21 protein-coding genes and 3 tRNA genes are annotated in these 23,323 nt (G+C 56.2%); 4 read left to right on the top strand and 20 right to left on the bottom strand.

What is annotated here, in order from left to right; translation table 11 throughout:
- Positions 1 to 6: 6 nt before the first annotated feature.
- Positions 7 to 1,827 carry a cell division protein ZipA C-terminal FtsZ-binding domain-containing protein gene (locus ACQE2I_RS03240; RefSeq protein WP_427030065.1) on the bottom strand — a complete coding sequence of 607 codons (1,821 nt, stop codon included), beginning with the start codon at positions 1,825 to 1,827 and terminating at the stop codon, positions 7 to 9.
- Between the two features lie 467 nt (positions 1,828 to 2,294).
- A complete protein-coding gene (locus ACQE2I_RS03235) occupies positions 2,295 to 3,164 on the bottom strand; it encodes a LysR family transcriptional regulator (protein ID WP_427030063.1) in 870 nt (289 codons plus the stop codon).
- Between the two features lie 98 nt (positions 3,165 to 3,262).
- On the opposite strand from ACQE2I_RS03235, the gene ACQE2I_RS03230 reads away from it, so the two are divergent.
- Positions 3,263 to 4,432: a mandelate racemase/muconate lactonizing enzyme family protein gene (locus tag ACQE2I_RS03230; RefSeq protein ID WP_427030062.1), complete on the top strand. Its 1,170-nt coding sequence runs from the start codon at positions 3,263 to 3,265 to the stop codon at positions 4,430 to 4,432.
- Positions 4,433 to 4,461: 29 nt separating this feature from the next.
- Here the strand turns inward: ACQE2I_RS03230 and smc are convergent, their stop codons facing one another.
- The 10 genes from smc to ccmA form a co-directional block, all read right to left on the bottom strand.
- Positions 4,462 to 7,956, bottom strand: coding sequence for a chromosome segregation protein SMC (gene smc, locus ACQE2I_RS03225; RefSeq protein ID WP_427030061.1), 3,495 nt, complete (start codon positions 7,954 to 7,956; stop codon positions 4,462 to 4,464).
- Positions 7,957 to 7,986: 30 nt separating this feature from the next.
- Entirely contained in the window at positions 7,987 to 9,234 is a 1,248-nt protein-coding gene (gene ccmI / locus ACQE2I_RS03220; protein WP_427030060.1) for a c-type cytochrome biogenesis protein CcmI, read from the bottom strand.
- On the bottom strand, positions 9,231 to 9,701 hold the full coding sequence (locus tag ACQE2I_RS03215; protein ID WP_427030059.1) for a cytochrome c-type biogenesis protein: 471 nt from the start codon (positions 9,699 to 9,701) through the stop codon (positions 9,231 to 9,233). The genes ccmI and ACQE2I_RS03215 overlap by 4 nt, the downstream gene beginning before the upstream one ends.
- Positions 9,692 to 10,219 (bottom strand): DsbE family thiol:disulfide interchange protein, encoded by a 528-nt coding sequence (locus tag ACQE2I_RS03210; protein ID WP_427030058.1) that lies wholly within the window; start codon positions 10,217 to 10,219, stop codon positions 9,692 to 9,694. Before ACQE2I_RS03210 ends, ACQE2I_RS03215 begins: the two co-directional genes overlap by 10 nt.
- Positions 10,216 to 12,225, bottom strand: a complete 2,010-nt coding sequence (locus ACQE2I_RS03205; protein ID WP_427030057.1) for a heme lyase CcmF/NrfE family subunit — start codon at positions 12,223 to 12,225, stop codon at positions 10,216 to 10,218. The genes ACQE2I_RS03210 and ACQE2I_RS03205 overlap by 4 nt, the downstream gene beginning before the upstream one ends.
- A 25-nt stretch (positions 12,226 to 12,250) precedes the next feature.
- The gene (ccmE, locus tag ACQE2I_RS03200; RefSeq protein ID WP_427030056.1) at positions 12,251 to 12,760 is read right to left on the bottom strand and encodes a cytochrome c maturation protein CcmE; all 510 of its coding nucleotides are present in this window, start codon (positions 12,758 to 12,760) and stop codon (positions 12,251 to 12,253) included.
- Positions 12,757 to 12,948: a heme exporter protein CcmD gene (gene ccmD, locus ACQE2I_RS03195; RefSeq protein ID WP_427030055.1), complete on the bottom strand. Its 192-nt coding sequence runs from the start codon at positions 12,946 to 12,948 to the stop codon at positions 12,757 to 12,759. The genes ccmE and ccmD overlap by 4 nt, the downstream gene beginning before the upstream one ends.
- Complete coding sequence (locus ACQE2I_RS03190; protein WP_427030054.1) at positions 12,948 to 13,700, bottom strand: heme ABC transporter permease; 753 nt, start codon at positions 13,698 to 13,700, stop codon at positions 12,948 to 12,950. Before ACQE2I_RS03190 ends, ccmD begins: the two co-directional genes overlap by 1 nt.
- Before the next feature lie 15 nt (positions 13,701 to 13,715).
- The gene (ccmB, locus tag ACQE2I_RS03185; RefSeq protein ID WP_427031377.1) at positions 13,716 to 14,429 is read right to left on the bottom strand and encodes a heme exporter protein CcmB; all 714 of its coding nucleotides are present in this window, start codon (positions 14,427 to 14,429) and stop codon (positions 13,716 to 13,718) included.
- 96 nt (positions 14,430 to 14,525) lie between these two features.
- Entirely contained in the window at positions 14,526 to 15,146 is a 621-nt protein-coding gene (gene ccmA / locus ACQE2I_RS03180) for a cytochrome c biogenesis heme-transporting ATPase CcmA (protein ID WP_427030053.1), read from the bottom strand.
- 198 nt (positions 15,147 to 15,344) lie between these two features.
- On the opposite strand from ccmA, the gene ACQE2I_RS03175 reads away from it, so the two are divergent.
- Both ACQE2I_RS03175 and ACQE2I_RS03170 read left to right on the top strand, forming a co-directional pair.
- Positions 15,345 to 15,749 (top strand): LexA family protein, encoded by a 405-nt coding sequence (locus ACQE2I_RS03175; protein ID WP_427030052.1) that lies wholly within the window; start codon positions 15,345 to 15,347, stop codon positions 15,747 to 15,749.
- A complete protein-coding gene (locus tag ACQE2I_RS03170; protein ID WP_427030051.1) occupies positions 15,749 to 16,375 on the top strand; it encodes an IMPACT family protein in 627 nt (208 codons plus the stop codon). Before ACQE2I_RS03175 ends, ACQE2I_RS03170 begins: the two co-directional genes overlap by 1 nt.
- A 40-nt stretch (positions 16,376 to 16,415) precedes the next feature.
- Here ACQE2I_RS03170 and ACQE2I_RS03165 read toward each other — a convergent pair whose 3' ends face one another.
- The 3 genes from ACQE2I_RS03165 to ACQE2I_RS03155 all read right to left on the bottom strand — a co-directional run bounded on the left by ACQE2I_RS03165 (position 16,416) and on the right by ACQE2I_RS03155 (position 19,917).
- Complete coding sequence (locus ACQE2I_RS03165; protein WP_427030050.1) at positions 16,416 to 17,738, bottom strand: sodium ion-translocating decarboxylase subunit beta; 1,323 nt, start codon at positions 17,736 to 17,738, stop codon at positions 16,416 to 16,418.
- A 10-nt stretch (positions 17,739 to 17,748) separates the two neighbouring features.
- Positions 17,749 to 19,569, bottom strand: a complete 1,821-nt coding sequence (gene oadA, locus ACQE2I_RS03160; RefSeq protein ID WP_427030048.1) for a sodium-extruding oxaloacetate decarboxylase subunit alpha — start codon at positions 19,567 to 19,569, stop codon at positions 17,749 to 17,751.
- A gap of 90 nt (positions 19,570 to 19,659) precedes the next feature.
- Positions 19,660 to 19,917: an OadG family protein gene (locus tag ACQE2I_RS03155; RefSeq protein WP_427030046.1), complete on the bottom strand. Its 258-nt coding sequence runs from the start codon at positions 19,915 to 19,917 to the stop codon at positions 19,660 to 19,662.
- A gap of 151 nt (positions 19,918 to 20,068) precedes the next feature.
- On the opposite strand from ACQE2I_RS03155, the gene ACQE2I_RS03150 reads away from it, so the two are divergent.
- On the top strand, positions 20,069 to 21,049 hold the full coding sequence (locus ACQE2I_RS03150) for a tRNA dihydrouridine synthase (RefSeq protein WP_427030045.1): 981 nt from the start codon (positions 20,069 to 20,071) through the stop codon (positions 21,047 to 21,049).
- Positions 21,050 to 21,212: 163 nt separating this feature from the next.
- On the opposite strand, the gene ACQE2I_RS03145 is transcribed toward ACQE2I_RS03150, so the two are convergent.
- From ACQE2I_RS03145 to ACQE2I_RS03125, 5 genes are all read right to left on the bottom strand, one after another.
- Positions 21,213 to 21,289, bottom strand: a tRNA-Arg gene (locus tag ACQE2I_RS03145).
- A 57-nt stretch (positions 21,290 to 21,346) separates the two neighbouring features.
- Positions 21,347 to 21,423, bottom strand: a tRNA-Arg gene (locus ACQE2I_RS03140).
- Positions 21,424 to 21,442: 19 nt separating this feature from the next.
- A tRNA-Ser gene (locus tag ACQE2I_RS03135) sits at positions 21,443 to 21,535 on the bottom strand.
- Positions 21,536 to 21,670: 135 nt separating this feature from the next.
- Positions 21,671 to 21,859: a carbon storage regulator CsrA gene (gene csrA, locus ACQE2I_RS03130; protein WP_427030044.1), complete on the bottom strand. Its 189-nt coding sequence runs from the start codon at positions 21,857 to 21,859 to the stop codon at positions 21,671 to 21,673.
- 196 nt (positions 21,860 to 22,055) lie between these two features.
- Positions 22,056 to 23,306, bottom strand: coding sequence for an aspartate kinase (locus tag ACQE2I_RS03125; protein ID WP_427030043.1), 1,251 nt, complete (start codon positions 23,304 to 23,306; stop codon positions 22,056 to 22,058).
- Positions 23,307 to 23,323 lie beyond the last annotated feature (17 nt).

Here is a 23,323-nt window from a genome sequence, read left to right as displayed (position 1 = left end):
AGTGGCTTAGCGGGCTTGCATATGCCGGTGCAGGCGGTGACGGCGTTCAAACTCACGCACCCGCTGGCGGGAAAATTCGATTGTTTGAGCGGTCATCACGCTGCGGTTTTCATCTTTCAATTCGCCGCCCATATGGCGCACCACCACCATGGCGGTTTCCACCATCGCTTCAAACGCGGCAGAGCTGTCAATGGCACCAGGTAGCGGCATCAGTAGCGTAATACCGGGCGTCATAAACTCACCCATCTCTTCAATCGGGAAGGTGCCTGGCTTCACTACGTTAACCATTGAGAACTGTAGCTCGCTGTCTTCACTTTCCGTTTCAAAGCGGTGGAAAATACCCATCTCGCGGCTGTAGCGCAAACCACATACCATCATCAGCTCAAGTAACTTACTGCCGTCGAAACCGTCTGGATCACGCGACAGTATGCTGATCACCACCACTTCTTCAGCACTAGAGAGCGTCTCTTTAGCGTGTTCGCCGCTGACATCATGGCGCAGGGCCTTTTCTAATGTCGGATGAACACGCACCCGCTCTTCTGCGGCACGATCGTCATAGGCGCTGGCATAATCGGTGCTTTCATCGAAGCCAGCACGGTGCTCTTCTGAATAGCCATTTTCATCAGTAGAATTTTCCTCATAGCCAGCATGACCAGAGTACTCAAAGCTGAGAGCCTCTTCTTCAGCAAGGCGCTGCTGAGCGGAAAGCCTGTCTGCGGCGGCGGCATTAGCCGCTGCTTCGCGTGCCTGGGCCTGCTCTTGCGCTAGGCGTGCACGCTCAGCGTCAGCGACTTCTTTCGCTTCGCGGCGCTGCTCGGCTTCAAGCGCTTTACGTTCGGCCTTTTGCTTGGCCAAGGCTGTATCGCGCACTGCTTTCTCGGCTTTTTTACGCTGTTTCTCTTTACGCCGCTCGATCAAACGGCGCTTCAGCGAGCGCCCCATACCTTCAAAGTCGACTAGCCGATACTCATCAACTTCGTGGTCGTCGAGTTCGTCGTGCTCGCCCACGGTGTCAGGACGCAACTGGCGTCGTTTAGGCGAATGCTCATTGGTATGTTTGGCAAATACAGCATCTTCGGGTTCAGCGCGCAGCACTGGTTCAGCTTCATAAGAAGGCTGGGCTGTCTTTTCAGATTCATTCACCGTATCACTCGCACTTATCGACACTGCGTCTGATGCGGGAGGTTTAGCCGCTACGGGCTCAGCCGCTCCAGACGCAGCATTGACAGTTTCAGCAGATGTGCTTGGCGCCACAGGTGAATAAGCAGGCTGCTCTGCTTCGTGAGCTGGCTGTCCCGCAGTAGAGGCATTGGCGCTCGACGTATCCGCTATCGACGCATCGGCCATCGAAAGGCTTGGCTCGCGACGCTCATGCTCAGTCGGCATGGGTGTCGCTGTAGATGAAGGCGTAGAAGACGCGGCTGGGGTTGCAGTCATTGCAGCGGCTGTTGGCTGCTGCGCAATAGAGGCTGCTTTATCAACTTTATCCGCTTTACGTTTAGCCGCTTTAGCCGAGGAGGAACGTCTAAACTCAGCAAGCACCCTGGAAGGCCCAGGATGCTCTTGACGTTCTAATTTTGGCTTATTGCCTAAGCCGCTATAATCAGCAGGCTTAACAACTCGGGCACCACCATTCGGAAGTTCCCAATTGATTTCAGCTGCTTTAGCTGCTTCATCCGGGTCGTCTAGTGAACTGCCGGAAGGATCTTTATTCGCCTGATCAAGACGGGGTACTCGACGCTGTCGTTGAAGTCTTCGCGCACCGTCTATAACGATGAGCGATACCAACGCCAGCCCTAAAATGATTAGCCACTCTCTTAGTTCCATGTCGAACATTCCATGGTCGTCTTGCCGGTTGCCAAGGCACTGTGTCTAAAAATTCATGCCTGAATATAGGTAACAGCTATTAAATAATTACTTGCCCTCAATGTTACCAAGCATAGCGCGATTGCTATCAAAAGGGCCAATTTTTGCCGCATTAAACATGGTTTTCACGTGTTGGCGAAGTTATGACACTGCTTAAGGCGGAAAAATCCGACCTTAACTTCAAACAAAAGTTCCTTGAGCATTTGCTCTCACACTTATAAACAGCTTTATAAAGGAATCCTGATCGTTAGAAAAGCCATTTTGACACACAATTCGCCTACGACTGCTTGACCCATCTATAAGCAGCTTAACCATGTCAAGCGCTCTATTAATAGGGGTAATATAGTTAAGTTGAACGCTTTAGGACATTTTTTTTACGTATTCGGCTAATATTGGTCAGCAAAAAATTAATCACTCGCACTTTGTTATTACACTCTTGCCCAGAATTCTTCCGCTGCGGAGCTTAACGGGGCGACGGGCCGCGTCAGGTGTATCTGCACATCAATATCCCAGCTTTCATCAAGCACTCGCACCAAGCGCCCATCACTAATCTCTTGCTCTGCAAGGCTTTTTGGCAACCAAGCCACCCCTTTACCTTCTGATGCCATCGACATTAACACCGCGGCCAAGTGGCTACTAAACGTTTCTTTAAGCGCTAAAACACCCGCACTACCCGATAAACAGTGAGCCACAATACGACCAAGTCCCGATGCTTCTGTATATGCCAAATAAGGCAGTTGGTGGGGCGCAATATCGCGGCTAAGTGTGCTGCTCATTAATGCGATCAACGTGTCTTCCCCCACTTGCTTGCTGACAAACGGCTCTTGAGCCAGCAGCGAAGGCACCGCCGGGTGGCGATGGCAGAGCAAAAAAGGCACTTCTCTATGCACCAGCAACTTCTCACAGCCGAGCATGCTATCGGAGTGGAGCTGAATGGCTTCAATAGGCGCGCCTTTCTCAATCTGACGGATCCAGCGCGGGAAAAACGTAAATGAAAGCGAGTGCGTGGCGGCAAACTGGAGGGTCTTGGCCGTTTTGCCCGCCACTTCTTGCGCTTCAGCACGCAGCCGATAAAGCCGGCTAGTTGCTTCAAAGGAACTGGCTAAGATATGCCTACCTGCGTCAGTCAGCGTGGTGCCCTGCGGGGTACGTACGAATAGGCTAACACCCATCCACTGCTCTAACGAACGGATGCGGCGGCTAAACGCTGGCTGGGTGATATGGCGCGCGTCTGCGGCGCGCACAAAGCTGCCGTGCTCTGCCAACGCGATAAAGTCTTCAAGCCAAACAAGTTCCATGAGCAATGCCGTTTCAGCATGAGGTGGCGCAGTAATAGCATTGGTGGGGCTGGCTTGTCACGCTTAATGTAGGCCTATCACCCGTTAAGGAGCACTTCATGCGTATCGTCGAAATTCGTGAGAAAACCGTTTCCATTGCATCACCCATTGCCAATGCTTATATCGACTTTTCCAAGATGACCTGCTCGGTGGTGGCAGTGATAACAGACGTGGTGCGCGATGGTAAGCCTGTGATTGGTTACGGGTTTAACTCTAACGGCCGCTATGGCCAGGGCGCACTGATGCGCGACCGTTTTTTAGACCGTATTAGCGAAGCCGACCCAGAGAGCCTTATCGATCAAGCAAATGACAACCTGGATCCGTTTGCGATCTGGAATACCTTGATGACTAACGAAAAGCCCGGCGGTCACGGCGAACGCTCGGTGGCGGTAGGCACGATCGACATGGCCGTTTGGGATGCGGTGGCGAAAATCGAAGGCAGGCCGCTCTACCGGCTGCTGGCTGATCGCTACCGTAACGGTCAGGCTGACGATAAAGTCTGGGTCTATGCGGCAGGCGGCTACTACTACCCCGGCAAAGATCACACAAAACTTCAGGACGAAATGCGCAGCTACCTGGATCGCGGCTACAACGTGGTCAAAATGAAAATCGGCGCCGCGCCCTTAGCAGAAGATTTACGCCGTATTGAAGCAGTTATCGATGTTGTTGGTGATGGCAGCCGCTTAGCCGTCGATGCTAATGGCCGCTTTGATCAAGAGACTGCTATCGCCTATGCCGAAGCGCTAAAACCCTACAATTTGTTCTGGTACGAAGAGGCCGGCGACCCGCTTGACTATGAGCTTCAAGCCGAGCTTGCCAACCACTACGAGCTACCCATGGCGACCGGCGAGAACTTGTTCTCGCACCAGGATGCTCGCAACCTGCTGCGCCACGGTGGTATGCGCGCCGACCGGGACTATGTGCAGTTTGACTGCGCGCTCTCCTACGGTTTAGTCGAGTATATGCGCACGCTGAAAGTAATGGATGAACTCGGCTGGTCATCGCGCCGCGTGGTGCCACACGGCGGCCACCAGATGTCGCTGAATATCGCGGCGGGTTTACAGCTAGGCGGCAACGAATCCTACCCAGACGTTTTCCAACCTTTTGGTGGCTTTGCGGATGGGATTCAGGTGGAGAATGGCTATGTCGGTCTGCCTGACATTCCCGGCGTGGGCTTTGAAGCGAAGTCTAAGCTTTATGCGGTAATGCGCGCACTGGGGGAAAGTTAAGGGTGAAAGTTAAGGGCGATGGTTAACGCTTAATCGACCAGCGCTGCGGCCTCTTCGATCCCCACCGAGACTAACCGCGATACGCCGGGCTCTTGCATAGTCACCCCCATCAAGCGCTCGGCGGCTTCCATGGCAATTTTATTGTGGGTGATATAGATAAACTGCACGTTCTCAGACATCTCTTTTACCAGCTTGGCGTAACGGCCTACGTTGGCATCGTCCAGCGGCGCATCGACCTCATCCAGCATACAGAATGGCGCAGGGTTAAGCTGAAAGATCGCAAACACTAGCGACAGCGCGGTAAGCGCTTTTTCGCCGCCCGAAAGCAGATGAATCGTGCTGTTTTTCTTACCTGGCGGGCGCGCCATAATCGCCACACCGGTTTCTAATAAATCGTCACCGGTCAGGGTTAGCCAGGCCGCACCGCCGCCGAACACGCGGGGAAACAACTCTTGCAGCCCGGCATTGACCTGATCAAAGGTTTCGCGGAAACGCACGCGGGTTTCTTGATCGATACGCTTAATCGCCCGTTCGAGGGTTTCAAGCGCTTCGGTCAATTCGGCATGCTGCGCTTCCAAATAGTTACGCCTCTCCGCCTGCTGATCGTACTCCTCAATGGCGGCGAGGTTGATCGCCCCCAAGCGGCGAATCTTGTCCGTGGTACTTTCCAGGCGATCTTGCCAGTTCGTTTCTGTGGCCTCTGCAGGCAGTTGCTCAGCCAGGGTGTCGGCGTTGTGGCCAAGCTCTGCTAAGTGTTCGTCCTGAGTGGCTGCTTTCAGTGCCAGCGCCTGAACGTCCATGCGCCGCTGCTGGAGCTGCTCGCGGCTCTGTTCCAGATTGCGCTCGTGCTGTTGCCGGGCAAGCTCATCGTTACGCAACTGCTCTGCCAGTGACTGGGCCTGCTGGCGAGTCGCATTTAAACGCCCCTCCTGCTGTTCACGTTGATGGAGCAGCTCTTCAAGCTCTTCCCCCGCCAGCTCGTCGGGTTCGATCAGCATCTCCCGCGACTCTTCCAGCTCGGCAATACGTAGCGATAGGCGTTCTTCACTGTCGCTTGAGCGCGCCTGCTGGGAGCGCAGGCTAGCGTGCTCGGCACTTAGCCGCTCACGCTCTAACGCCAGCGCCTGCTGCTGCGCTTTAAGCGGGGCATGCTGTTGGGTCAACTGGTCTCGCGTTTCGCGCTGCTGGCTGCGCTGCTCGGCGCTGATTTCTCGCGCTTGCGCCGCGCTTTCCAACTGCTCCATCGCCACATGCCAGTGGGCGCGCTGCTCGTCGATGGTAAGCACTAACTCAGCTTCATCCTGTTGTAGTTGAGCGAGCTCTTCATCGAGCTCGGTGGCACGGCTCTCTATATGCTCCAAGCGCTGGGCCAAGCTGCGCTCTTTTACCGCCAACTGCTGTAGAGAAGCAGCGTGAGCGCGCTCCTGCTCGGCCTGCTGTTCACGGGATTGCTCCAAGGTCTCCAGCGCCTCACTAGCCGCCTCACACTGCTCCTCTGCCAGCGCCAGCGCATCTTCTTCACTCTCGCGCTGGGCGGTTAGCTCGGCGTAGCGGCGACGTGTTAACAGCAGTCCATCAATGCCTTCACCGTTGGCCTGCTGATGCAGCCAGCCACGGCCCAGCCAGACACCATCCTGACTGACCACGCTTTCGCCAGGCGCCAGGTGCGCAACTTGCTGCTCGGCCTCTTCAGCTGTTCGGGTATAGTGAATACTTGCTAACCACTCACCCAAGGCACCTGCGCCTTTCACCAGGCTATCCAAGCGCTGTCCTGAAGTGGAGGCAGTGGGGGTTGTCTGGTCGATTAAGCACCAATCGGTCGCCAAGGCTTCGGGCAGCGCGGCTAACTGGTGGCGAGCCACCATACGGGCATTTAGCCAGGGCGCCAGCAGCCACGAAGTAAGTGCTTCCCAACCGGGCTCAACCTGCAGTACTTCACCTAGCTGGGGGGCGTCCGCCAAACCGTGCGCTTCGAGAGTCGTGCTGATGGCGGGGTCGTGATCCGCCAAGGCGGCGTCCATTAACGCTTTAAGTGAAGCAAGCTCGCCCTGACGTTGACTGAGTTCGGCGCGCTGGTGATCCCGTGACTGGGTAGCCTGCTGATAAGCCGCTTTGGCATCGCTATAACGCTGCTGCCACTGATCACGCTGGGTTTGAAAACCTTCCGCCTGCTGCTGGGCGTCTGCTAACTGGGCTTCACACACCGCGTGCTCTTCGCGCAGCGCGGTGAGATCGGCCACCTCGCTACGCTGCTGGCGGCGACGCTGGTTTTCGGCCTGCAGGCGCGCAATGCGCTGCTCAAGGTCGCGCAACTGATCCTGGCTGCGGTCTGCATCGCGGCTGGTATCCCGCCAGCGGGTTTCGGCATCGGCCCACTGCTGTTCAGCGGCTTCCAGGGCTGGCGAAGCATCGGCGAGCGCCTGTTCAAGGCTTTCAAGCTGCTCTTCTAGCGCTTCGTGTTCGGGAAGCAGATCCTCAAAGCGCTCGTCAATCGCCGCAAGGCGCGTTTGATCACCTTCGCTGACCCGGCGCTGCTCGTCTAACTCGCGGCGGGCGGTAGCGATATCACTGGCAAGCTGGGTTTCACGGCTGCGGCGGTGGGCCTGATCCTGCTCTAAACGAGCGATACGCGTGGTGGTTTCAAAGAATTGCTGCTGATGGCGGTCAAGCACCTCTGAGAGCTCATCGTGCTGCTCACGGGCTTGCTCTAAGCGAGTTTCGCACTGGCGAACCCCGAAGACATCTTTTTCGACCGCGATTTCCAACTCGCGTACGCGGGTCTCCTGGTGTGACTGCTCGGCGCGCAGGGTGCGCCCGCGCAGTACTGCCAGCTCGCCCTTGAGTCGATACTCCTGCTCTTTTAGGTCTTGATAGCGCTTGGCGGCTTCGGCCTGACGCTTGAGGCGCTCGAGCTGCTTATCAAGCTCTTCGCGGATATCGTCGAGGCGTTCCAGGTTCTCCTGGGTGCGGCGCATGCGGTTTTCGGTTTCCCTGCGGCGCTCTTTATATTTGGAGATACCCGCCGCTTCTTCCAGCGTCGAGCGCAGGTCATCAGGGCGCGCTTCAATCAGCCGCGAAATCATGCCCTGGCCGATGATGGCATAGGAGCGCGGCCCTAACCCGGTACCCATAAACAGATCGGCGATATCGCGCCGGCGGCACTTCTGGCCGTTAAAGAAGTAGTTGGACTGCCCATCACGGGTGACTAAGCGCCTAACGACGATTTCGGCATACTGGGCGTATACGCCGCCCATGGTGCCGTCGCGGTTGTCGAACTTGAGCTCTATGGAGGCTTGGCCGATCGGTTTACGGCCGGTGGAGCCGTTAAAAATAACGTCAGCCATCGATTCGCCGCGCAGGGTTTTGGCCGAGGACTCCCCCATTACCCAGCGCACGGCGTCGATAATATTGGATTTACCGCAGCCGTTGGGCCCCACGATAGCGGTCATATTGCCATCGAAAGGCACCGTGACGGGATCCACGAAGGACTTAAACCCGACTAAGCGTATCGACGTTAAGCGCATCCCGACGCTACGCTTTTAGTTAATAGACGGTTATTCAAAGACACGGTTAATCACCACTTCGGCGGCTTCATCGTCTGCAATCGGGCCGACGCTGACACCTTCAAGGTCGCCAAATAGATCGCCCGGCTGGGGCGTCGCTTGGCCAGAGGGAGAAACACGCACCATCAAGCGCGCTTCACGCACTTGGGAGATTTGCGCCTGGGGCGACATCGCTGCGCTATTATCCAATACCACGGTCATCGGTAGTTCTGAGACTAATGCCCGCACTACCGCCAGCGGCGGCAACTCGCCCTCGATATCACGGGCGATGATAAATACGCTGTCGTCGTCCTTAACCCGCTCGGCCAGTGCCTCATCTAACGCGACGCTTACCCTAATGCCGGTGCCCTCTGCAGCTTCCACCTCGGCCGCTTCAGGCGCTACCCCCATGCGCTCCTGCGCCACACGGATACCCTCGCGTAGAGATGCTGCCGTGTCGGAGTTTTCAACATTCGCCACCGCGCGGCGCCAGCGATCAATCGCCTGTTCATAGTCGCCGTTATCGAAGGCGTGGATACCCAGCATTCCCAACACGGTTGGCTGGCGCGGGTCTTGCTCTAAGGTTTCATCGACCAGCGCCTGCACCGCGTCGGTCAGTTCACGCTCGGCCATAAAGAAGCGAATTTGCGCGAGTTGAGCAAGGAGCGGCGGAATCCGCCCTTCAATCTCGATCAGCCGCTCAAGGGCATCAACCGCCTGGGGCATCTGCCCAGTTTCGCGGTAAAGCGGAAACAGCGCGCTCCACACGTTGGGGTTATCCGGCTGACGTTCGGCTTGGTCTTGCATACGCTCAATGTACATTTCAAGCGACCCTTCGGGATCGTTCTGCACCTCTTGCTGCACGGCCAGTAACACCAGGTCGCCTTCGGCGCCCTTTTGCTGATACCAAATAACGCTAACCGCCACTACCGCGACCATCACTACCGGCACTACAAGGCGTCCTGCCCCGGCGAGTTTGAGCGGCCGACGCACACGCACCGCAGTATCTTCCAGCAGGCTGCGCTCCAGCTCCAAACGGTCTTCTTCAAAGCGCGCAGCGTCGATGTCGCCACGCTCCCGCGCCGCTTCTAACGACGCCAAGCGGCGTTTAAAAATCGCCACGTTCTGTTCATCAGAGATATCGTTCGCTTCAAAGGCGCGCTGTTGGTCATGCAGCCTGCGTGCAGCCCTCAGCGGCGAGACCAGCAGCCACAGCGCGGGGAGCAGTAAAATAGCAATCGCAATCCAGAGCAGCGTCATGAAGACCTCTTACGGTTAGTCAGCGCATCAATGCGCTGGCGCTCTTCGGCGCTCAACGCTTTGGCGGAGGCGTTGCGGCGGGCACGAATCATTAACACGACGATAATGGCCCCCAACAGCACCAGCGCAATGGGCAGTCCCCAAAGTAGGTAGGTACGGCTCTCCAAGCGCGGGTTGTAAAGAATATATTCGCCGAACCGCTGCACCATATGATTGATGATTTCGATATCCGACTGGCCATCTTGTAGCAGTTGGTAAACCCGCTCGCGCATATCTCCCGAGATCGGTGCATCGGAATCGTTAATGGCCTGGTTTTCACACAGCGGGCAGCGCATAGACGCGGTTAAGTCGTGGTAGCGTTTTTCCATCACCGGATCATCAAATTCGCGCAGCTCGATACCGCCCGCCATGGCGCCAAACGCAATGCCTAGCAGCAGCAATGCCGCGATGGTTCGCATTAACGCCATTTTTCCACCTCCGGCAGGATCCGTTCGCGTACATCTTCTGGCGATACGTAGCCTTTATGGTGATAGCGAATCATGCCATCGGCATCGACCAAAAAGGTTTCCGGGGCGCCGTAAACGCCAAGATCAAAACCTAATGCGCCTTCAGGATCGAAAATATTGGCTTCAAACGGATCGCCAAACTCGCTAAGAAACTCCATGCCCTTCTCGCGGGTATCCCGGTAGTTAACCCCCACCATGCGAATATCGTGATCGGCGAGCTCCAGCAATTGCGGCATTTCCTGCTTGCACGCGGGGCACCATTCGCCCCATACGTTGACCAGGGTCACTTCGCCTTCGAGCAAGGTTTGATCTACACGCCGGTTTTCATCGCGCAGCGTAGTGGCTTCAAAGGCCGGGAACTCCCTGGCCATCAGCGCTGAATCGCGCTGGGAGGGATCCAACGCTAAACCTTGATAAAAAAACAGCGCCAGACCTAAAAAACACACCGGCAGCAGTAACAGCAGTAGCCGTCGCTTCATATCACGGCCTCCTGGCTTGTCTCGCGCTTGTCGGCTGCCTTCGCCGATTCACGCGTGACCGTGGCACGCCGGTAGCGTTTGTCGAGCACCGCTAACAACCCGCCAAACGCCATTAGCAGCGCGCCTAGCCACAGCCAGCGTACAAACGGCTTGTATTGAACGCGCATCGCCCAACTGCCATCGCCTAGGTCTTCGCCCATGGCGACATACAGGTCGCGAAACAGTCCCGGCCGCAGAGCAACCTGGGTCATTGGCATGCCGGTAGCTAGGTAGAGTCGCTTTTCCGGGCGCATGGTAAAGCGGCTGCCTGATTCGCCACGCTGTACTTGAAGAATGGCGGTATCGGCCAGAAAGTTAGCCCCGCGCCGCTCGGTGAGTTCGCTCATGGTGAACTGGTAGCCCGCCACTTCTACCGTGGTGCCCGGCGACATGCGCACGTTGCGCTCGATGTTGTAGTTGGAAACCACCGCCACCCCGACGATCGTCACCGCCACCCCCACATGCCCCAGCACCATGCCCCAGTAGGCTAGGGAGAGTTTGCGCAAACCGGCGATAAACGAGCTGGCGTGGCGCGTTTTATCGAATAGATCACGCAGCATCGGCAATACAATCCATAGCGCGGATACGATGCCCAAGGAAACAAACAGATTCCACTCACCGCGATACAGCAGCGGCATCACTATGCCTAATACCAGTGCGGCAGCACCCGCCAGCCATAGCTTGCGTACCAACACACGCCCCTGCATGCCTTTCCAGCGCGCAACCGAGCCCAATCCCATGAAGATGCACATCATCACGGTAAGCGGTACGAACAGGGCATTAAAATAGGGCGGGCCGACGCTGATTTTGCCCAGACCCAGGGAGTCCAGAATCAGCGGGTAGACGGTGCCGAGCAGAACGGTGACGGTCATAATCACCAGGAAGATATTATTAACCAGCAGCAGCGCATCCCGGGAGAGCCAATTAAAACCGACTTTATGGCTCACCCGTGGGGCGCGCAGGGCAAATATCAGCAGCGACAACGTCACCGTGATGGCCAACAGCATGAGGATAAAGAAGCCACGGGCCGGATCGTTGGCAAACGCGTGTACCGAGGTCAGCACCCCGGAGCGCACCAGGAAAGTCCCCATCAGCGACAGCGAAAAGGTCGAGATCGCCAGCAGCACGGTCCAGCTTTTAAACGAGCCGCGTTTCTCGGTGACTGCCAGTGAGTGCACCAGCGCAGTACCCGTCAGCCAAGGCAGCAGCGACGCGTTTTCGACCGGATCCCAGAACCACCAGCCGCCCCAGCCAAGTTCGTAGTAGGCCCACCAACTGCCCAGCGCGATCCCCACGGTAAGAAACGCCCAGGCTAGATTGGTCCAGGGCCGCGCCCAACGAGTCCAGGCGGCGTCTAACCGCCCGCCCATTAACGCCGCGATGGCAAACGCAAAGACCACGGAAAAACCCACATAGCCCATGTAGAGCATTGGCGGATGCACCACCAACCCGAAATCTTGCAGCAGCGGGTTAAGGTCGGCGCCATCTTGAGGCATATTGGGCAGCAGCCGCTCGAAGGGATTCGATGTGATCAGAATAAACAGTAAAAAGCCGACGCAGACCATGCCCATCACGCCCATCACCCGGGCAACCATATCCCGCGGCAGGTTGCCGGTAAACAGGCTGGCCGCAAACCCCCAGCCCGCGAGCATAAAGCTCCACAGCAGCACGGAGCCTTCGTGGTTGCCCCACACGGCGCTGAACTTGTAGTACCAGGGCAATAGCGAGTTGGAGTTATTGGCCACGTTCGCCACGCTAAAATCATCGAGCATATAGCTGGCGGTCAAACAGCCGTAGGCGATAGCAATAAACACAAACTGCCCCACCGCCATCGGCTGGCCGTAAGCCATCCACAGCGGGCGCCGAGTCGCGGCACCCGCTAGCGGCATCGCTGCCTGAACCATTGCCATCAGCAGCGCGATAATCAGCGCGAAGTGGCCAATTTCTGGGATCAGTTTGATAAGCATGTGTGCTCCAAATTGGGCTGTTACCCTAGTATTCGCTTGCCTGGGGTACGCCTTCTTCGTCCAGGCGTTTACCCACCTCGGTAGCTTTAGCTTGATAGTCGGCAGGCGAATAGCCCGCTTCTTCAAGCGCCTGGGCTACTTCAGGGGGCATGTAGTTCTCATCGTGACGGGCGAGTACTTTGTCGGCATATAAACGACCATCGGCCTGAAGCTCACCGACCACCACCACGCCTTGGCCCTCACGGAACAGGTCGGGCAAAATGCCGCTGTAGTAAACCTCTAGGTCATCGACATAATCGGTCACGGTAAATTCGACGTCGAGGCTTTCAGGGTCACGGGAAACAGAGCCCTCTTTGACCATGCCACCCGCGCGAATTTGCCGCTCCATGGGCGCATCACCCTGAGCAATCTGCACCGGGCTAAAAAACAGATTGATATTGGAACGCAGTGCGTAGAGCGTTAGCCCCACGGCAATCGCGGCCAGCGACACCAAGCCCAAAATAACAAACAGTTTCTGCTTACGTTTAGGCGTCATTGGGTGTTCTCCCTCACACTATTTTCGCGTCTTACGCGACGTTTCAAGCCTTTGATCAATTGGCGCTGCTCAACGCGGGCATGCCAGACGGTGGCCAGCAGCAGCAGCGCCGTCACACCCCAGGCAGACCAGACATAAGGGGCATGACCACCCATGGCGAGAAATTCGAAAAATGAAGCAAAAGCCATTAGCGCGTCTCCTCTACCTGGCCTTTTATCAAATCGTGCACCCAGCGCTTGCTAGCCTCGCGGCGCAGAATCTCACTGCGCGTACGCATTAGCGTTAGGGCGATAAAAAAACTGTAAAAACCCAACACCATAATCACCAGCGGCAGCCACATTTCGGTAGGCATGGTCGGGCGCGAGGTTAGGGTAAATGACGCTGGCTGGTGCAGGGTGTACCACCAGTCCACCGAGTATTTGATGATGGGGATATTGATCACCCCCACCATGGCCAACACCGAGGCTGCCCGCGAGGCGCTATCGCGGCTGGTGAACGCGCCGCGCAGGGCAATCACCCCCAGATACAAAAACAGCAGGATCAGCATCGAGGTCAGCCGGGCATCCCACATCCACCAAGTGCCCCAGGTCGGCACGCCCCACACGGCGCCGGAGAACAGCGCCACAAAGGTCATCGCCGCACCCAACGGTGCCATCACCGCTGCGGCCATATCGGCTACCTTAATTTTCCAGACCATAAACACCAGCCCGGACACCGCCATGGCGATAAAAATGGACTGGGCTAAAAAGGCCGCCGGCACATGAACGTAGATGATCCGAAAACTGTTGCCCTGCTGATAATCTGCCGGGGCAAATACCAGCCCCCACAGCGACCCAGAGACGATTAACAGCACCGCCGCAGCCCAAAACCAGGGCTGTAATTTAGCACTAATGCCGTAGAACCACTTGGGTGATCCCAGTTTATGTATAAAGGCCCACATAGCGTGTCCTGTCCTTTAACCGTTAATACTGATACGCAGCGATGCGGCAATTGCCCACGGCGCTAACATCAGTGCGGCGGCAAGCAGCGCGCCCAAAATTGCCAGATGTGCCGAAACACCGTCGCCCACAATTGCAGCCTGCACCGCACCTGCGCCAAAAATTAATACCGGGATATACAGCGGTAGAACCAACAGTGAGAGCAGCACGCCGCCACGCGCCAAACCGACGGTTAACGCCGCGCCTATCGCTCCAATCAAACTCAGGCTGGCCGTGCCTAGCGCCAATGAGAGCGCCAGCACTGCGTAGCTACCCGCTGGCAACGCCAGCATAATGCCTAACAGGGGCGCCATTAGTGCTAAAGGCAGCCCGGTCAGCAGCCAGTGTACAGCGACTTTTGCCAAACTCAGCGCAGCTAACGGCTGCGGTGCCAGCAGCAGTTGCTCAAGACTCCCATCGTCATAATCGCTGCGAAAAAGACTGTCTAACGACAGCAGAGCCGCCAACAGGGCGGCAACCCACAGTAGCCCCGGGGCAATCACCGCCAATAGCTCCGGGTCGGGAGAAATCGCGATCGGAAACAGCGTGATCACCAGCGCAAAAAACACTAGCGGGTTGAGCACTTCACCGCGGCGCCTGATCAGCAGCGTTACGTCACGCACCAGCGTGGCTTTCACCGCCACCATTAATCCACCCTTATGCTCCCGCAGCGTCACTGATGGTGCGGGCATGTGGTGGGTAGCTTGGCCGTGAGAAAGACGGCCTGAAGGGCTGTCTGAAGGGCTATGTGATGAACCCTGTAAAGAGCTGTGCAACCGTGCCTCCTTCTACCCCAAAGCTATCCGTCTCAGCAACGGGGTAGCGGTTAACTCGTGGTGTGTCGTGACTAGCACGCAGCCTCCCGCCTGAGCATGGGCGACAAGCTGGCTTTCCAGATCAGCGACACCTTGGCGGTCTATCGCAGTAAACGGCTCATCCAGCACCCAGAGCGCCCGCGGCGTTAGGGTTAATCGCGCCAGCGCAATGCGCCGCTGCTGGCCTGCCGAAAGCTGCCCGGCGGGCACCTCTTCAAAGCCTGCTAGACCAACACTCTCAAGGGCATCCAGGCGCTCAACCTCATGGCCTTCTTCCCCACTAAGCGATTGATACCATGCTAAATTCTCTAAAGCGGAAAGCCCAGACTTGATACCCGGGGCGTGGCCTAAATAGAGTAAATTAGCCAGAAAATGTTCCCTGGCGTCGCGCATCGCAACGCCATTCCAGAACAGCTCGCCTTGATAGTCGCTGAGCTGCCCGGAGAGAATTTTTAGCAGGCTAGTTTTACCACTGCCGTTAGGCCCTTCAATCCGCACGATTTCACCGCTGCGAATATCGAGATCCAAACCCGTAAACAATGAGCGATCATCACGTTCGCAGGACAGCTGTCGGGCTTGTAAACACAGGCTCAAGAGTCTCTCCAGGCACATTGATTTCGCGTCGAACTCTACACGGAAAGCCCGTTTCTCGCCACTCACACAATGCGGCGCTGGGTCGCAGCAGGTTGTCTATCAAAGATAGGGTAAGGCTAAATACTTCTAGCACTGTATGCAAAGACAGGTATATACTAAAAACCACTGTATGAAAGAACATGCAATGGAGGTTCTCTAATGACGATATTGATGGCAACACCTACCGCTAAGTGCAGCCACTTACACTCAGTGCCACGTGCATACTCGATGGTACCTAGCGTTACACGACGCAATACCTATGCGCTCAAAGTGCGTGGTAACGCAATGCGTGATTGCAACTTATTCGATGGCGATGTCATTATTATTCGTCGCTATCAACACGATACCCAAACAGAAACCGCCGTTGCCGAAATCAACCAGCAAAAAATAGCCTTAAAGCAGCTCGCTATCAGCCGCCTTGGCGTAGAGCTATGGCCTGAAGACAGCCTGCAGCCAGCGCTCTTTTTGCACAACCGTGATATTCAGGTGCTTGGCATGGTGATGGGTGTTGAATCTCATTCAAAGGCTTGCCTGACAAGGAAGCATACTGTCACGGAGCATTAATGCGCTACCGGGTTCCTGAACTTTCCCCTTTGTCCTGGCATACGACTGATATCGAAGTTGAGAAGAGCCAATTTATCACCTGGATCTGCCACGCCTTAGACACCGGTTCGTTCAACGATATGCTGAATGCGGCTAAAGCCGCACACCCGAATGCCAGCCACCACTGTACCGCCTATATTGCCGGGCCTCCCGGCGAGCAAAATCTGATCGGTTTCTCTGACGATGGCGAACCTGGCGGTACCGCTGGTCGGCCCATGTTCCAAGTTCTTCAGGGTAGCCAGTTGGGGCATATTGGCTGTGTGGTGATCCGCTATTTTGGTGGCACCAAACTGGGCACCGGTGGCTTAGCCCGCGCTTACGCCCAGGCAGTTAGCCATGCACTTGAGACACTGCCCACCCTAGAAGTCGTTGAACGTGACGCTTACACGCTGCGGCTCAATTTCGCCAACGAAGCGACTGCCCGCACCTGGTGCGCAGAGCGCGAGCTGCCTATTGAGCACGCCGACTACGATGGCGAAGGCGTCCGCCTGACCATTGGCTGGCCACGCGACTACCCGTTTGATCTTTCCCCGCTGGAAAACCGCTTGAAGAGCACTGTCGACGTACTCGTTGGCGACATACCGTAAGTACCCGTATGCCGCGCTCGGTTAGCCTGCTCCTGAACCGTTAACCCAGGTATTTAATCATCACCCCGGCGGCGACCGCGGAACCAATAACGCCAGCTACATTGGGGCCCATGGCGTGCATTAGTAGGAAGTTATGCGGATTGGACTCAAGCCCCACCTTGTTAGCCACCCGTGCAGCCATCGGCACGGCGGAAACACCCGCGGCACCAATCAAGGGGTTGATGGGCATTTTGCTCATCAGGTTCATCAGCTTAGCCATCAATACTCCGGCGGCCGTGCCGATACCAAAGGCGACAATCCCCAGGCCCAGTATCCCCAGTGTCTCAAACGACAGGAAACTCTCCGCCATCAGCTTGGAGCCTACCGATAGGCCAAGGATAATGGTGACGATATTGATCAGGGCGTTTTGCGCGGTATCCGACAACCGCTCTACCACGCCGCACTCGCGCATCAGGTTACCGAAGCAGAACATCCCCAACAGCGGTGCCGCATCGGGCAGAAACATTGCCACCAGAATCAGCAGTACCAGCGGGAAGACGACTTTTTCCAGTTTCGAGACCGGCCGCAACTGGGTCATCTTGATTTGACGCTCTTTCTGGGTCGTTAACAGACGCATAATCGGCGGCTGAATCAGCGGTACCAGCGCCATATAGGCGTAGGCAGCCACGGCAATCGCCCCCAGCAGCTCCGGCGCTAACACACTGGAGACATAGATGGAGGTCGGGCCGTCGGCGCCGCCAATAATACCAATGGCGGCGGCCTGATTAAGCGAGAAATCCATCACGCCCATTGAGGTGAGCAACACAGCGCCAAACAGCGTGGCAAAAATACCAAACTGGGCCGCTGCGCCTAAAAACAGCGTGCGCGGATTGGCCAGCAGCGGGCCAAAATCAGTCATGGCCCCGACGCCCATAAAGATAATCAGCGGGGCAATACCTGAGGCAATCGCCACGCTGTAGAAGCTGTAGAGCATGCCGTCGCCGTAACCCACATTCATGGCGATATCTTTCGCGGCACGTACCTGATCCGGCGCGGCGCTACCGTGGGCAAGCGCTTTTAGCGACTCCCGCCACGCCTCAGTGCCACTCAAAGGGTCAAGAGAAGCGCCCAGCGCTGCGGCCATTTGCTGCAGAACCGCGGGCTTTGCCACCTCGATCGCTTGGTCCAGGGCTGAAATAGCCAGCCCAGCTTCAGGAATATTGGCAAGAATGCCGCCAAAACCGATCGGCACCAGCAGCAGCGGTTCAAACTTCTTATAGATGGCTAGGTAAAGCAGCAGTAGCCCCACCGCCATCATGACCGCCTGGCCTAGCTCAAGGTTATACAGCCCGGAGCCTTCCCATAACGTTATTAACTTATCCATTACCGGGCCCTTAGAGTTCGATCAGCGTATCGCCTACGTCGACGCTATCGCCCTCGCTGACGTTAACCTTAGACACAGTGCCTGCGCTGCTGGCACGCACTTCGGTTTCCATTTTCATGGCTTCAAGGATAATCACCACATCACCTTCAGCAACGCTGTCGCCGGGACGTACATTGACCTTGAAAATGTTGCCAGCCAGTGGGGCGTCGATACTTTCTCCACTGGGGGCAGGCGCTTCCTCTTTAGGTGCGTTAACACTGGCGGCAGTTTGCTCTTGCACCTCGCCTAGCTCGCCGCCTTCAGAAATTTCCACCACAAACGACTTGCCGTTGAGCTTAATGGTGTAGGTTTCTGGTCCACCGCCGGTAACGGCCGCTTTACTCTCTGCTTGAGCCGTTGACTTCGCCGCTTTCGCCTCGGCCTTGGGCGCCTCAGGTACGGGCTCAAAAGCCTCCGGATTGTCGCGATTTTTGAGGAATTTCAAACCAATTTGCGGAAACAGCGCATAGGTCAGCACGTCATCGACTTCGCGCTGGCCCTCCGCCAAGCGGATACCCTCAGCACTGGCTTTGTCTTTAAGTTCGGCGGCCAGCCTGTCCATTTCAGGGGTAAGATTGTCCGCTGGGCGGCAGGTAATCGGCTCGCCGCCTTCTAGTACGCGCTTTTGTAACTCGGTATTAAAAGGCGCTGGCGCAGCACCATACTCACCTTTAAGCAGCGCCTGAACCTCTTTGGAGATTGACTTGTAGCGCTCGCCCATCATGACGTTCATCACCGCCTGGGTGCCGACAATTTGCGACGTTGGCGTCACCAGCGGAATAAAGCCGAGGTCTTCCCGCACGCGCGGGATTTCGCTCAGTACGTCATCAAGCTTATCGCCTGCGCCCTGCTCTTTGAGCTGGCCTTCCATATTGGTCAGCATGCCGCCCGGTACCTGGGCAATCAGGATGCGCGAATCAATCCCGCGTAGCGAGCCTTCAAAGGCGGCGTACTTCTTACGCACCTCGCGGAAGTAACCGGCAATATCTTCCAGTAGCTCAAGATCCAGCCCGGTATCGCGGCCGGTATCTTTCAGCATTGCGACCACGGACTCGGTCGGGCTGTGGCCGTAGGTCATCGACATGGACGAAATCGAGGTGTCAACGTTATCAATCCCCGCCTCGACCGCTTTCAAAATGGTTGACGTAGAAAGGCCGGTCGTTGCATGGCAGTGCAAGTGCACCGGAATCGATAGCTCTTTCTTGAGACGGGTCACCAGATCGAACGCTGTATAGGGAGTGAGCAGCCCCGCCATATCCTTGATAGCCAATGAATCTGCACCCAAACCGGCAATCGTTTTGGCGAGATCGACCCAGCTATCCAGGGTATGTACCGGGCTCACGGTATAGGAGATGGTGCCCTGCGCATGACCTTCAACGTTACGCACCGCTTGAATGGCGCGTTCCAGATTACGCGGGTCATTCATGGCATCAAACACGCGGAAGACATCTACGCCGCTGGTTTTGGCGCGCTCAACAAACTTGTCCACTACGTCATCCGCGTAGTGGCGATAGCCCAGCAGATTCTGCCCCCGCAACAGCATCGCTTGGGGCGTATTCGGCATGGCTTCTTTTAACGCGCGAATACGCTCCCACGGATCTTCGCCTAAATAACGAATACAGGCGTCATAAGTAGCGCCGCCCCAGGTTTCAAGAGACCAGTAACCCACGCGATCCAGTTTTTCGGCAATCGGCAGCATATCGTCCAGACGCATACGCGTGGCAAACAGCGATTGATGGGCATCGCGTAGCACGACATCGGTAATGCCTAAAGGGCGTTTTATCTCGTTCATGGTCTTGGCTCACAGTTGAGAATTGTAAGTTTGTAGTAAAAATAACAAAAAAATAGCCAAAAGCGGGCTGTGACGGAAAAAATGAGAAAGTTAATGACGACGGGTTGAGCGGTAACGGTGCACTGCAGCACTGATCACTGCCAATACCTCGTCATTTTGAGCAGCAGACCCAGCGGGTTGTGGTGATTTCTTACCCGCCTCAGCCGCCGCTGGCGCTGGCTGGAAACGTCCGATCAGGCGCGACATTAGTGTCACGCTAATTACTAAAATGGTAAGAAAAACAAATACTACGCCCATACCAAGCGCCATTAACGCCAACCCATCTTGTAATAACTCTTGGTCCTGCATTAGGCACTCTCCTGAGTTTTCTCTACGGCCACCAAGCACCGCTTATACGCACATTAGTGAGCCAATACGGCGGAAGTCGCTTGGCGCAGTAAGGGGAATACACTAACCTGCCACACTCAGAATAGAATGCAATGGCGCGATAGTGGAAGTCATGGTTGTTAATTTACTACAAAACGGCAGAGTTGGCCTAGCCCCGATGGAAGGGGTGATCGACGCGCTCACTCGAGACTTGTTAACCCGCCATGCCGGTTTCGACTGGACGGTGACCGAATTTGTCCGCGTGGTTGATGCTCGCTTACCGCCTAGAGTGTTTTATAAGCATTGTCCAGAGCTTACGCAACCTCCTGTGGCAACGCCAAGCGGTATTCCGGTGCATTTACAGCTGCTGGGCTCAGACCCTACCGCGTTAGCGGCCAATGCGCGTCAGGCGCTTAAACTCGGCGCGGTAAGCGTCGACCTTAATTTCGGCTGCCCGGCCAAACTGGTCAACCGGCACGATGGCGGCGCCTCGCTACTACGCCAGCCAGATCGCGTCTATCAAGCGGTTAAAGCCGTTGCCGAGGCGCTGGATGGCGAGATCCCGGTGACCGCCAAGATTCGCCTGGGCTTTGCTAACCGTCGCTTAGCGGTTGCCTGCGCTCAAGCCACCCAAGCAGGGGGCGCCGCACAGCTAGTGGTGCATGCACGCACCCGGGATGAAGGCTATCGCCCACCGGCGCACTGGGAGTGGATCGGTAAAATTCGCCGCCATGTGAATATCCCAGTCGTGGCTAATGGCGATATCTGGACGCTGGAAGATTACTGGAAAGCGCGCACGCTGTCCGGCTGTCGCGATGTAATGCTGGGGCGCAGCGCCCTGGCGGATCCTTGGCTTGCACCACGCATTCGCCACTGGCTGCAGACCGGTGAGCGGTTACCCGAAAGCAGCTGGGCAATGCGCGCCAGCGTGCTGAAAGAGTACGCCGCGCTGCAACGCCAGAACTTGCCCGACCGGGTGGTGGTATCACTGGTGAAGCAGTGGCTCGCTCAAATGCGCCAGGGCAGTGACGAAGCCGAGCAGAATTTCCAGCGCGTGAAGCGCCTCACCGAGCTGGATCAACTACTGAGCAGCCTCGTCGTCGCCGATCAATAAGACCCTCCTGCTTTGCGCTAGCCAAAAAAAAGCGCCCTACCGCAAAGCAGGGCGCCACACACGATCGCAAGACCGGGGTGCGAGCCATAGCCGGTCAGGCTAGTAAAAACGGTCAGACTGAAAACAGAAAACCCGCTCTTTGTAAAAGAACGGGTTTAGAATCTGGCGCGCCCGGGAGGATTCGAACCTCCGACCCCCTGATTCGTAGTCAGGTACTCTATCCAGCTGAGCTACGGGCGCGTAATATTTTGCTGACACTTACTTTTACAGCTATTACTTTCAAAGCTAATAGCTAGTTGGCGCGCCCGGGAGGATTCGAACCTCCGACCCCCTGATTCGTAGTCAGGTACTCTATCCAGCTGAGCTACGGGCGCATACCTTCTAACGTGCGGTTGGCGGAGAGAGAGGGATTCGAACCCTCGATAGGGCTATAAACCCTATACTCCCTTAGCAGGGGAGCGCCTTCAGCCACTCGGCCACCTCTCCTTAACGGCACGGCGCGAATATTACCGATTCATGGCTCTTATGTCTAGCCCTGCATAGATTTTTTTTCGTACCGGCCATATCTTACAGATAAAGCTTACGTTTAAAGCACCACTTCATAATGCCCTCCCGCAAGTCTTATTCCACTTCGTTCTCGCCATCTCTTTCACGCTGAATACGCTGATAAATCTCTTCACGGTGCACTGCTACATCTTTAGGTGCATTAACACCAATGCGCACTTGATTGCCTTTCACACCTAGCACAGTGACGGTGACTTCATCACCGATCATCAAGGTTTCGCCAACACGGCGAGTTAGGATGAGCATGGCTGATCTCCTTTTCAGACGTTTTATGCAACGGGGTATGTCAGCCGGAGGCAACACCACGCCATTATGCGGCATAGTGTTGCGTGTACCAATAACTCCAGCTCCATGACACCTTACCCCCCCCCCCGTTGAAAGAAAGCTCACCACCACACGGCAGCAAGTACCCCTTCAGCGTAGAAGGTTTAGGGCATAATTGTTATTCAGGTTCGATATCAGCCTTATCCAAACCAAAGGCTTTGTGTAATGCATTAACGGCAAGTTCCATATGCTTCTCATCAATCACGACGGAGATTTTAATCTCAGAGGTAGAGACCATACGAATATTGACATTCTCTTCGGCGAGAACACGGAACATTTTCGACGCCACACCCGCGTGAGAGCGCATGCCCACACCGACTAATGAGACCTTGGCAATATTGTCGTCGCCACGTAGCTCGCCACCGCCTAAACCCGGGATCACTGTTTCTTCCAGTAGCTTCTTGGTGGCTTTGTAGTCGCCCTTGGCAACCGTAAAGGTGAAATCGGTATAGTCACCGGCGGGTGCCACGTTCTGCACGATCATATCGACTTCGATATTGGCATCGGCAATCGGGCCAAGAATGCGTGATGCCACGCCCGGTACGTCCGGCGTATTGAGCAGGGTCAATTTGGCTTCATTCTTGGTAAAGGCAATACCGGAGATCAGTGGTTCTTCCATAGCGTCCTCGTCTTGGTCTGCTTCTGCAACAATTAGGGTACCGGGGCCGTCTTGAAAACTCGACAGCACCCGTAGGGGCACGTTGTACTTTCCGGCAAACTCAACCGCACGAATCTGCAGTATTTTAGAGCCGAGACTTGCCAGCTCCAGCATCTCTTCCACGGTGATACTCGACAAGCGCTGGGCTTTGGTGCACACGCGGGGATCGGTGGTATAAACACCGTCAACATCAGTGTAAATTTGGCACTCATCGGCACCTAACGCTGCGGCCAACGCCACGCCAGTGGTATCCGAACCGCCGCGACCCAGCGTCGTGATATTGCCGTCTTCGTCGACGCCCTGAAAACCCGCTACGACCACCACCTGACCTGCTTCCAGATCGGCTTTCAGGTCGTCGGTTTCAATGCGCTGGATACGCGCCTTGGTGTGGGCGCTGTCGGTATGGATGCCAACCTGGGCGCCGGTGTGCGAAGTGGCTGGCACACCAACCTGTTGCAGTGCCATAGCAAGTAGCGAGATGGTTACCTGTTCGCCGGTCGACAACAGCATATCCATTTCACGCGGGGCGGGATCTTCATTAAGTGCCTGCGCCATGTCCGTCAGACGGTTGGTTTCGCCGCTCATAGCGGAGACCACGACCACTACCTGGTGGCCTTGATCGCGGAAGCCCTTAACTTTTTCCGCAACGGCCTTGATACGCTCGACAGAGCCCACTGAAGTGCCGCCGAACTTCTGTACATATAGTGCCATATGCCGTTTTTCCTATG

Origin of the sequence: Halomonas sp. H2 (assembly GCF_050215315.1) — a bacterium.
Taxonomy (GTDB): domain Bacteria; phylum Pseudomonadota; class Gammaproteobacteria; order Pseudomonadales; family Halomonadaceae; genus Vreelandella.
Note: the sequence above shows the minus strand (reverse complement) of the source record. Positions and strands in the feature narration are given on the sequence as shown.

Coding starts and splice junctions, on each gene's coding strand:
- ACQE2I_RS03240 (WP_427030065.1), bottom strand. CDS start 1,827: ATGGAACTAAGAGAGTGGCTAATCATTTTAGGGCTGGCGTTGGTATCG.
- ACQE2I_RS03235 (WP_427030063.1), bottom strand. CDS start 3,164: ATGGAACTTGTTTGGCTTGAAGACTTTATCGCGTTGGCAGAGCACGGC.
- ACQE2I_RS03230 (WP_427030062.1), top strand. CDS start 3,263: ATGCGTATCGTCGAAATTCGTGAGAAAACCGTTTCCATTGCATCACCC.
- smc (WP_427030061.1), bottom strand. CDS start 7,956: ATGCGCTTAACGTCGATACGCTTAGTCGGGTTTAAGTCCTTCGTGGAT.
- ccmI (WP_427030060.1), bottom strand. CDS start 9,234: ATGACGCTGCTCTGGATTGCGATTGCTATTTTACTGCTCCCCGCGCTG.
- ACQE2I_RS03215 (WP_427030059.1), bottom strand. CDS start 9,701: ATGGCGTTAATGCGAACCATCGCGGCATTGCTGCTGCTAGGCATTGCG.
- ACQE2I_RS03210 (WP_427030058.1), bottom strand. CDS start 10,219: ATGAAGCGACGGCTACTGCTGTTACTGCTGCCGGTGTGTTTTTTAGGT.
- ACQE2I_RS03205 (WP_427030057.1), bottom strand. CDS start 12,225: ATGCTTATCAAACTGATCCCAGAAATTGGCCACTTCGCGCTGATTATC.
- ccmE (WP_427030056.1), bottom strand. CDS start 12,760: ATGACGCCTAAACGTAAGCAGAAACTGTTTGTTATTTTGGGCTTGGTG.
- ccmD (WP_427030055.1), bottom strand. CDS start 12,948: ATGGCTTTTGCTTCATTTTTCGAATTTCTCGCCATGGGTGGTCATGCC.
- ACQE2I_RS03190 (WP_427030054.1), bottom strand. CDS start 13,700: ATGTGGGCCTTTATACATAAACTGGGATCACCCAAGTGGTTCTACGGC.
- ccmB (WP_427031377.1), bottom strand. CDS start 14,429: ATGCCCGCACCATCAGTGACGCTGCGGGAGCATAAGGGTGGATTAATG.
- ACQE2I_RS03175 (WP_427030052.1), top strand. CDS start 15,345: ATGACGATATTGATGGCAACACCTACCGCTAAGTGCAGCCACTTACAC.
- ACQE2I_RS03170 (WP_427030051.1), top strand. CDS start 15,749: ATGCGCTACCGGGTTCCTGAACTTTCCCCTTTGTCCTGGCATACGACT.
- ACQE2I_RS03165 (WP_427030050.1), bottom strand. CDS start 17,738: ATGGATAAGTTAATAACGTTATGGGAAGGCTCCGGGCTGTATAACCTT.
- oadA (WP_427030048.1), bottom strand. CDS start 19,569: ATGAACGAGATAAAACGCCCTTTAGGCATTACCGATGTCGTGCTACGC.
- ACQE2I_RS03155 (WP_427030046.1), bottom strand. CDS start 19,917: ATGCAGGACCAAGAGTTATTACAAGATGGGTTGGCGTTAATGGCGCTT.
- ACQE2I_RS03150 (WP_427030045.1), top strand. CDS start 20,069: ATGGTTGTTAATTTACTACAAAACGGCAGAGTTGGCCTAGCCCCGATG.
- csrA (WP_427030044.1), bottom strand. CDS start 21,859: ATGCTCATCCTAACTCGCCGTGTTGGCGAAACCTTGATGATCGGTGAT.
- ACQE2I_RS03125 (WP_427030043.1), bottom strand. CDS start 23,306: ATGGCACTATATGTACAGAAGTTCGGCGGCACTTCAGTGGGCTCTGTC.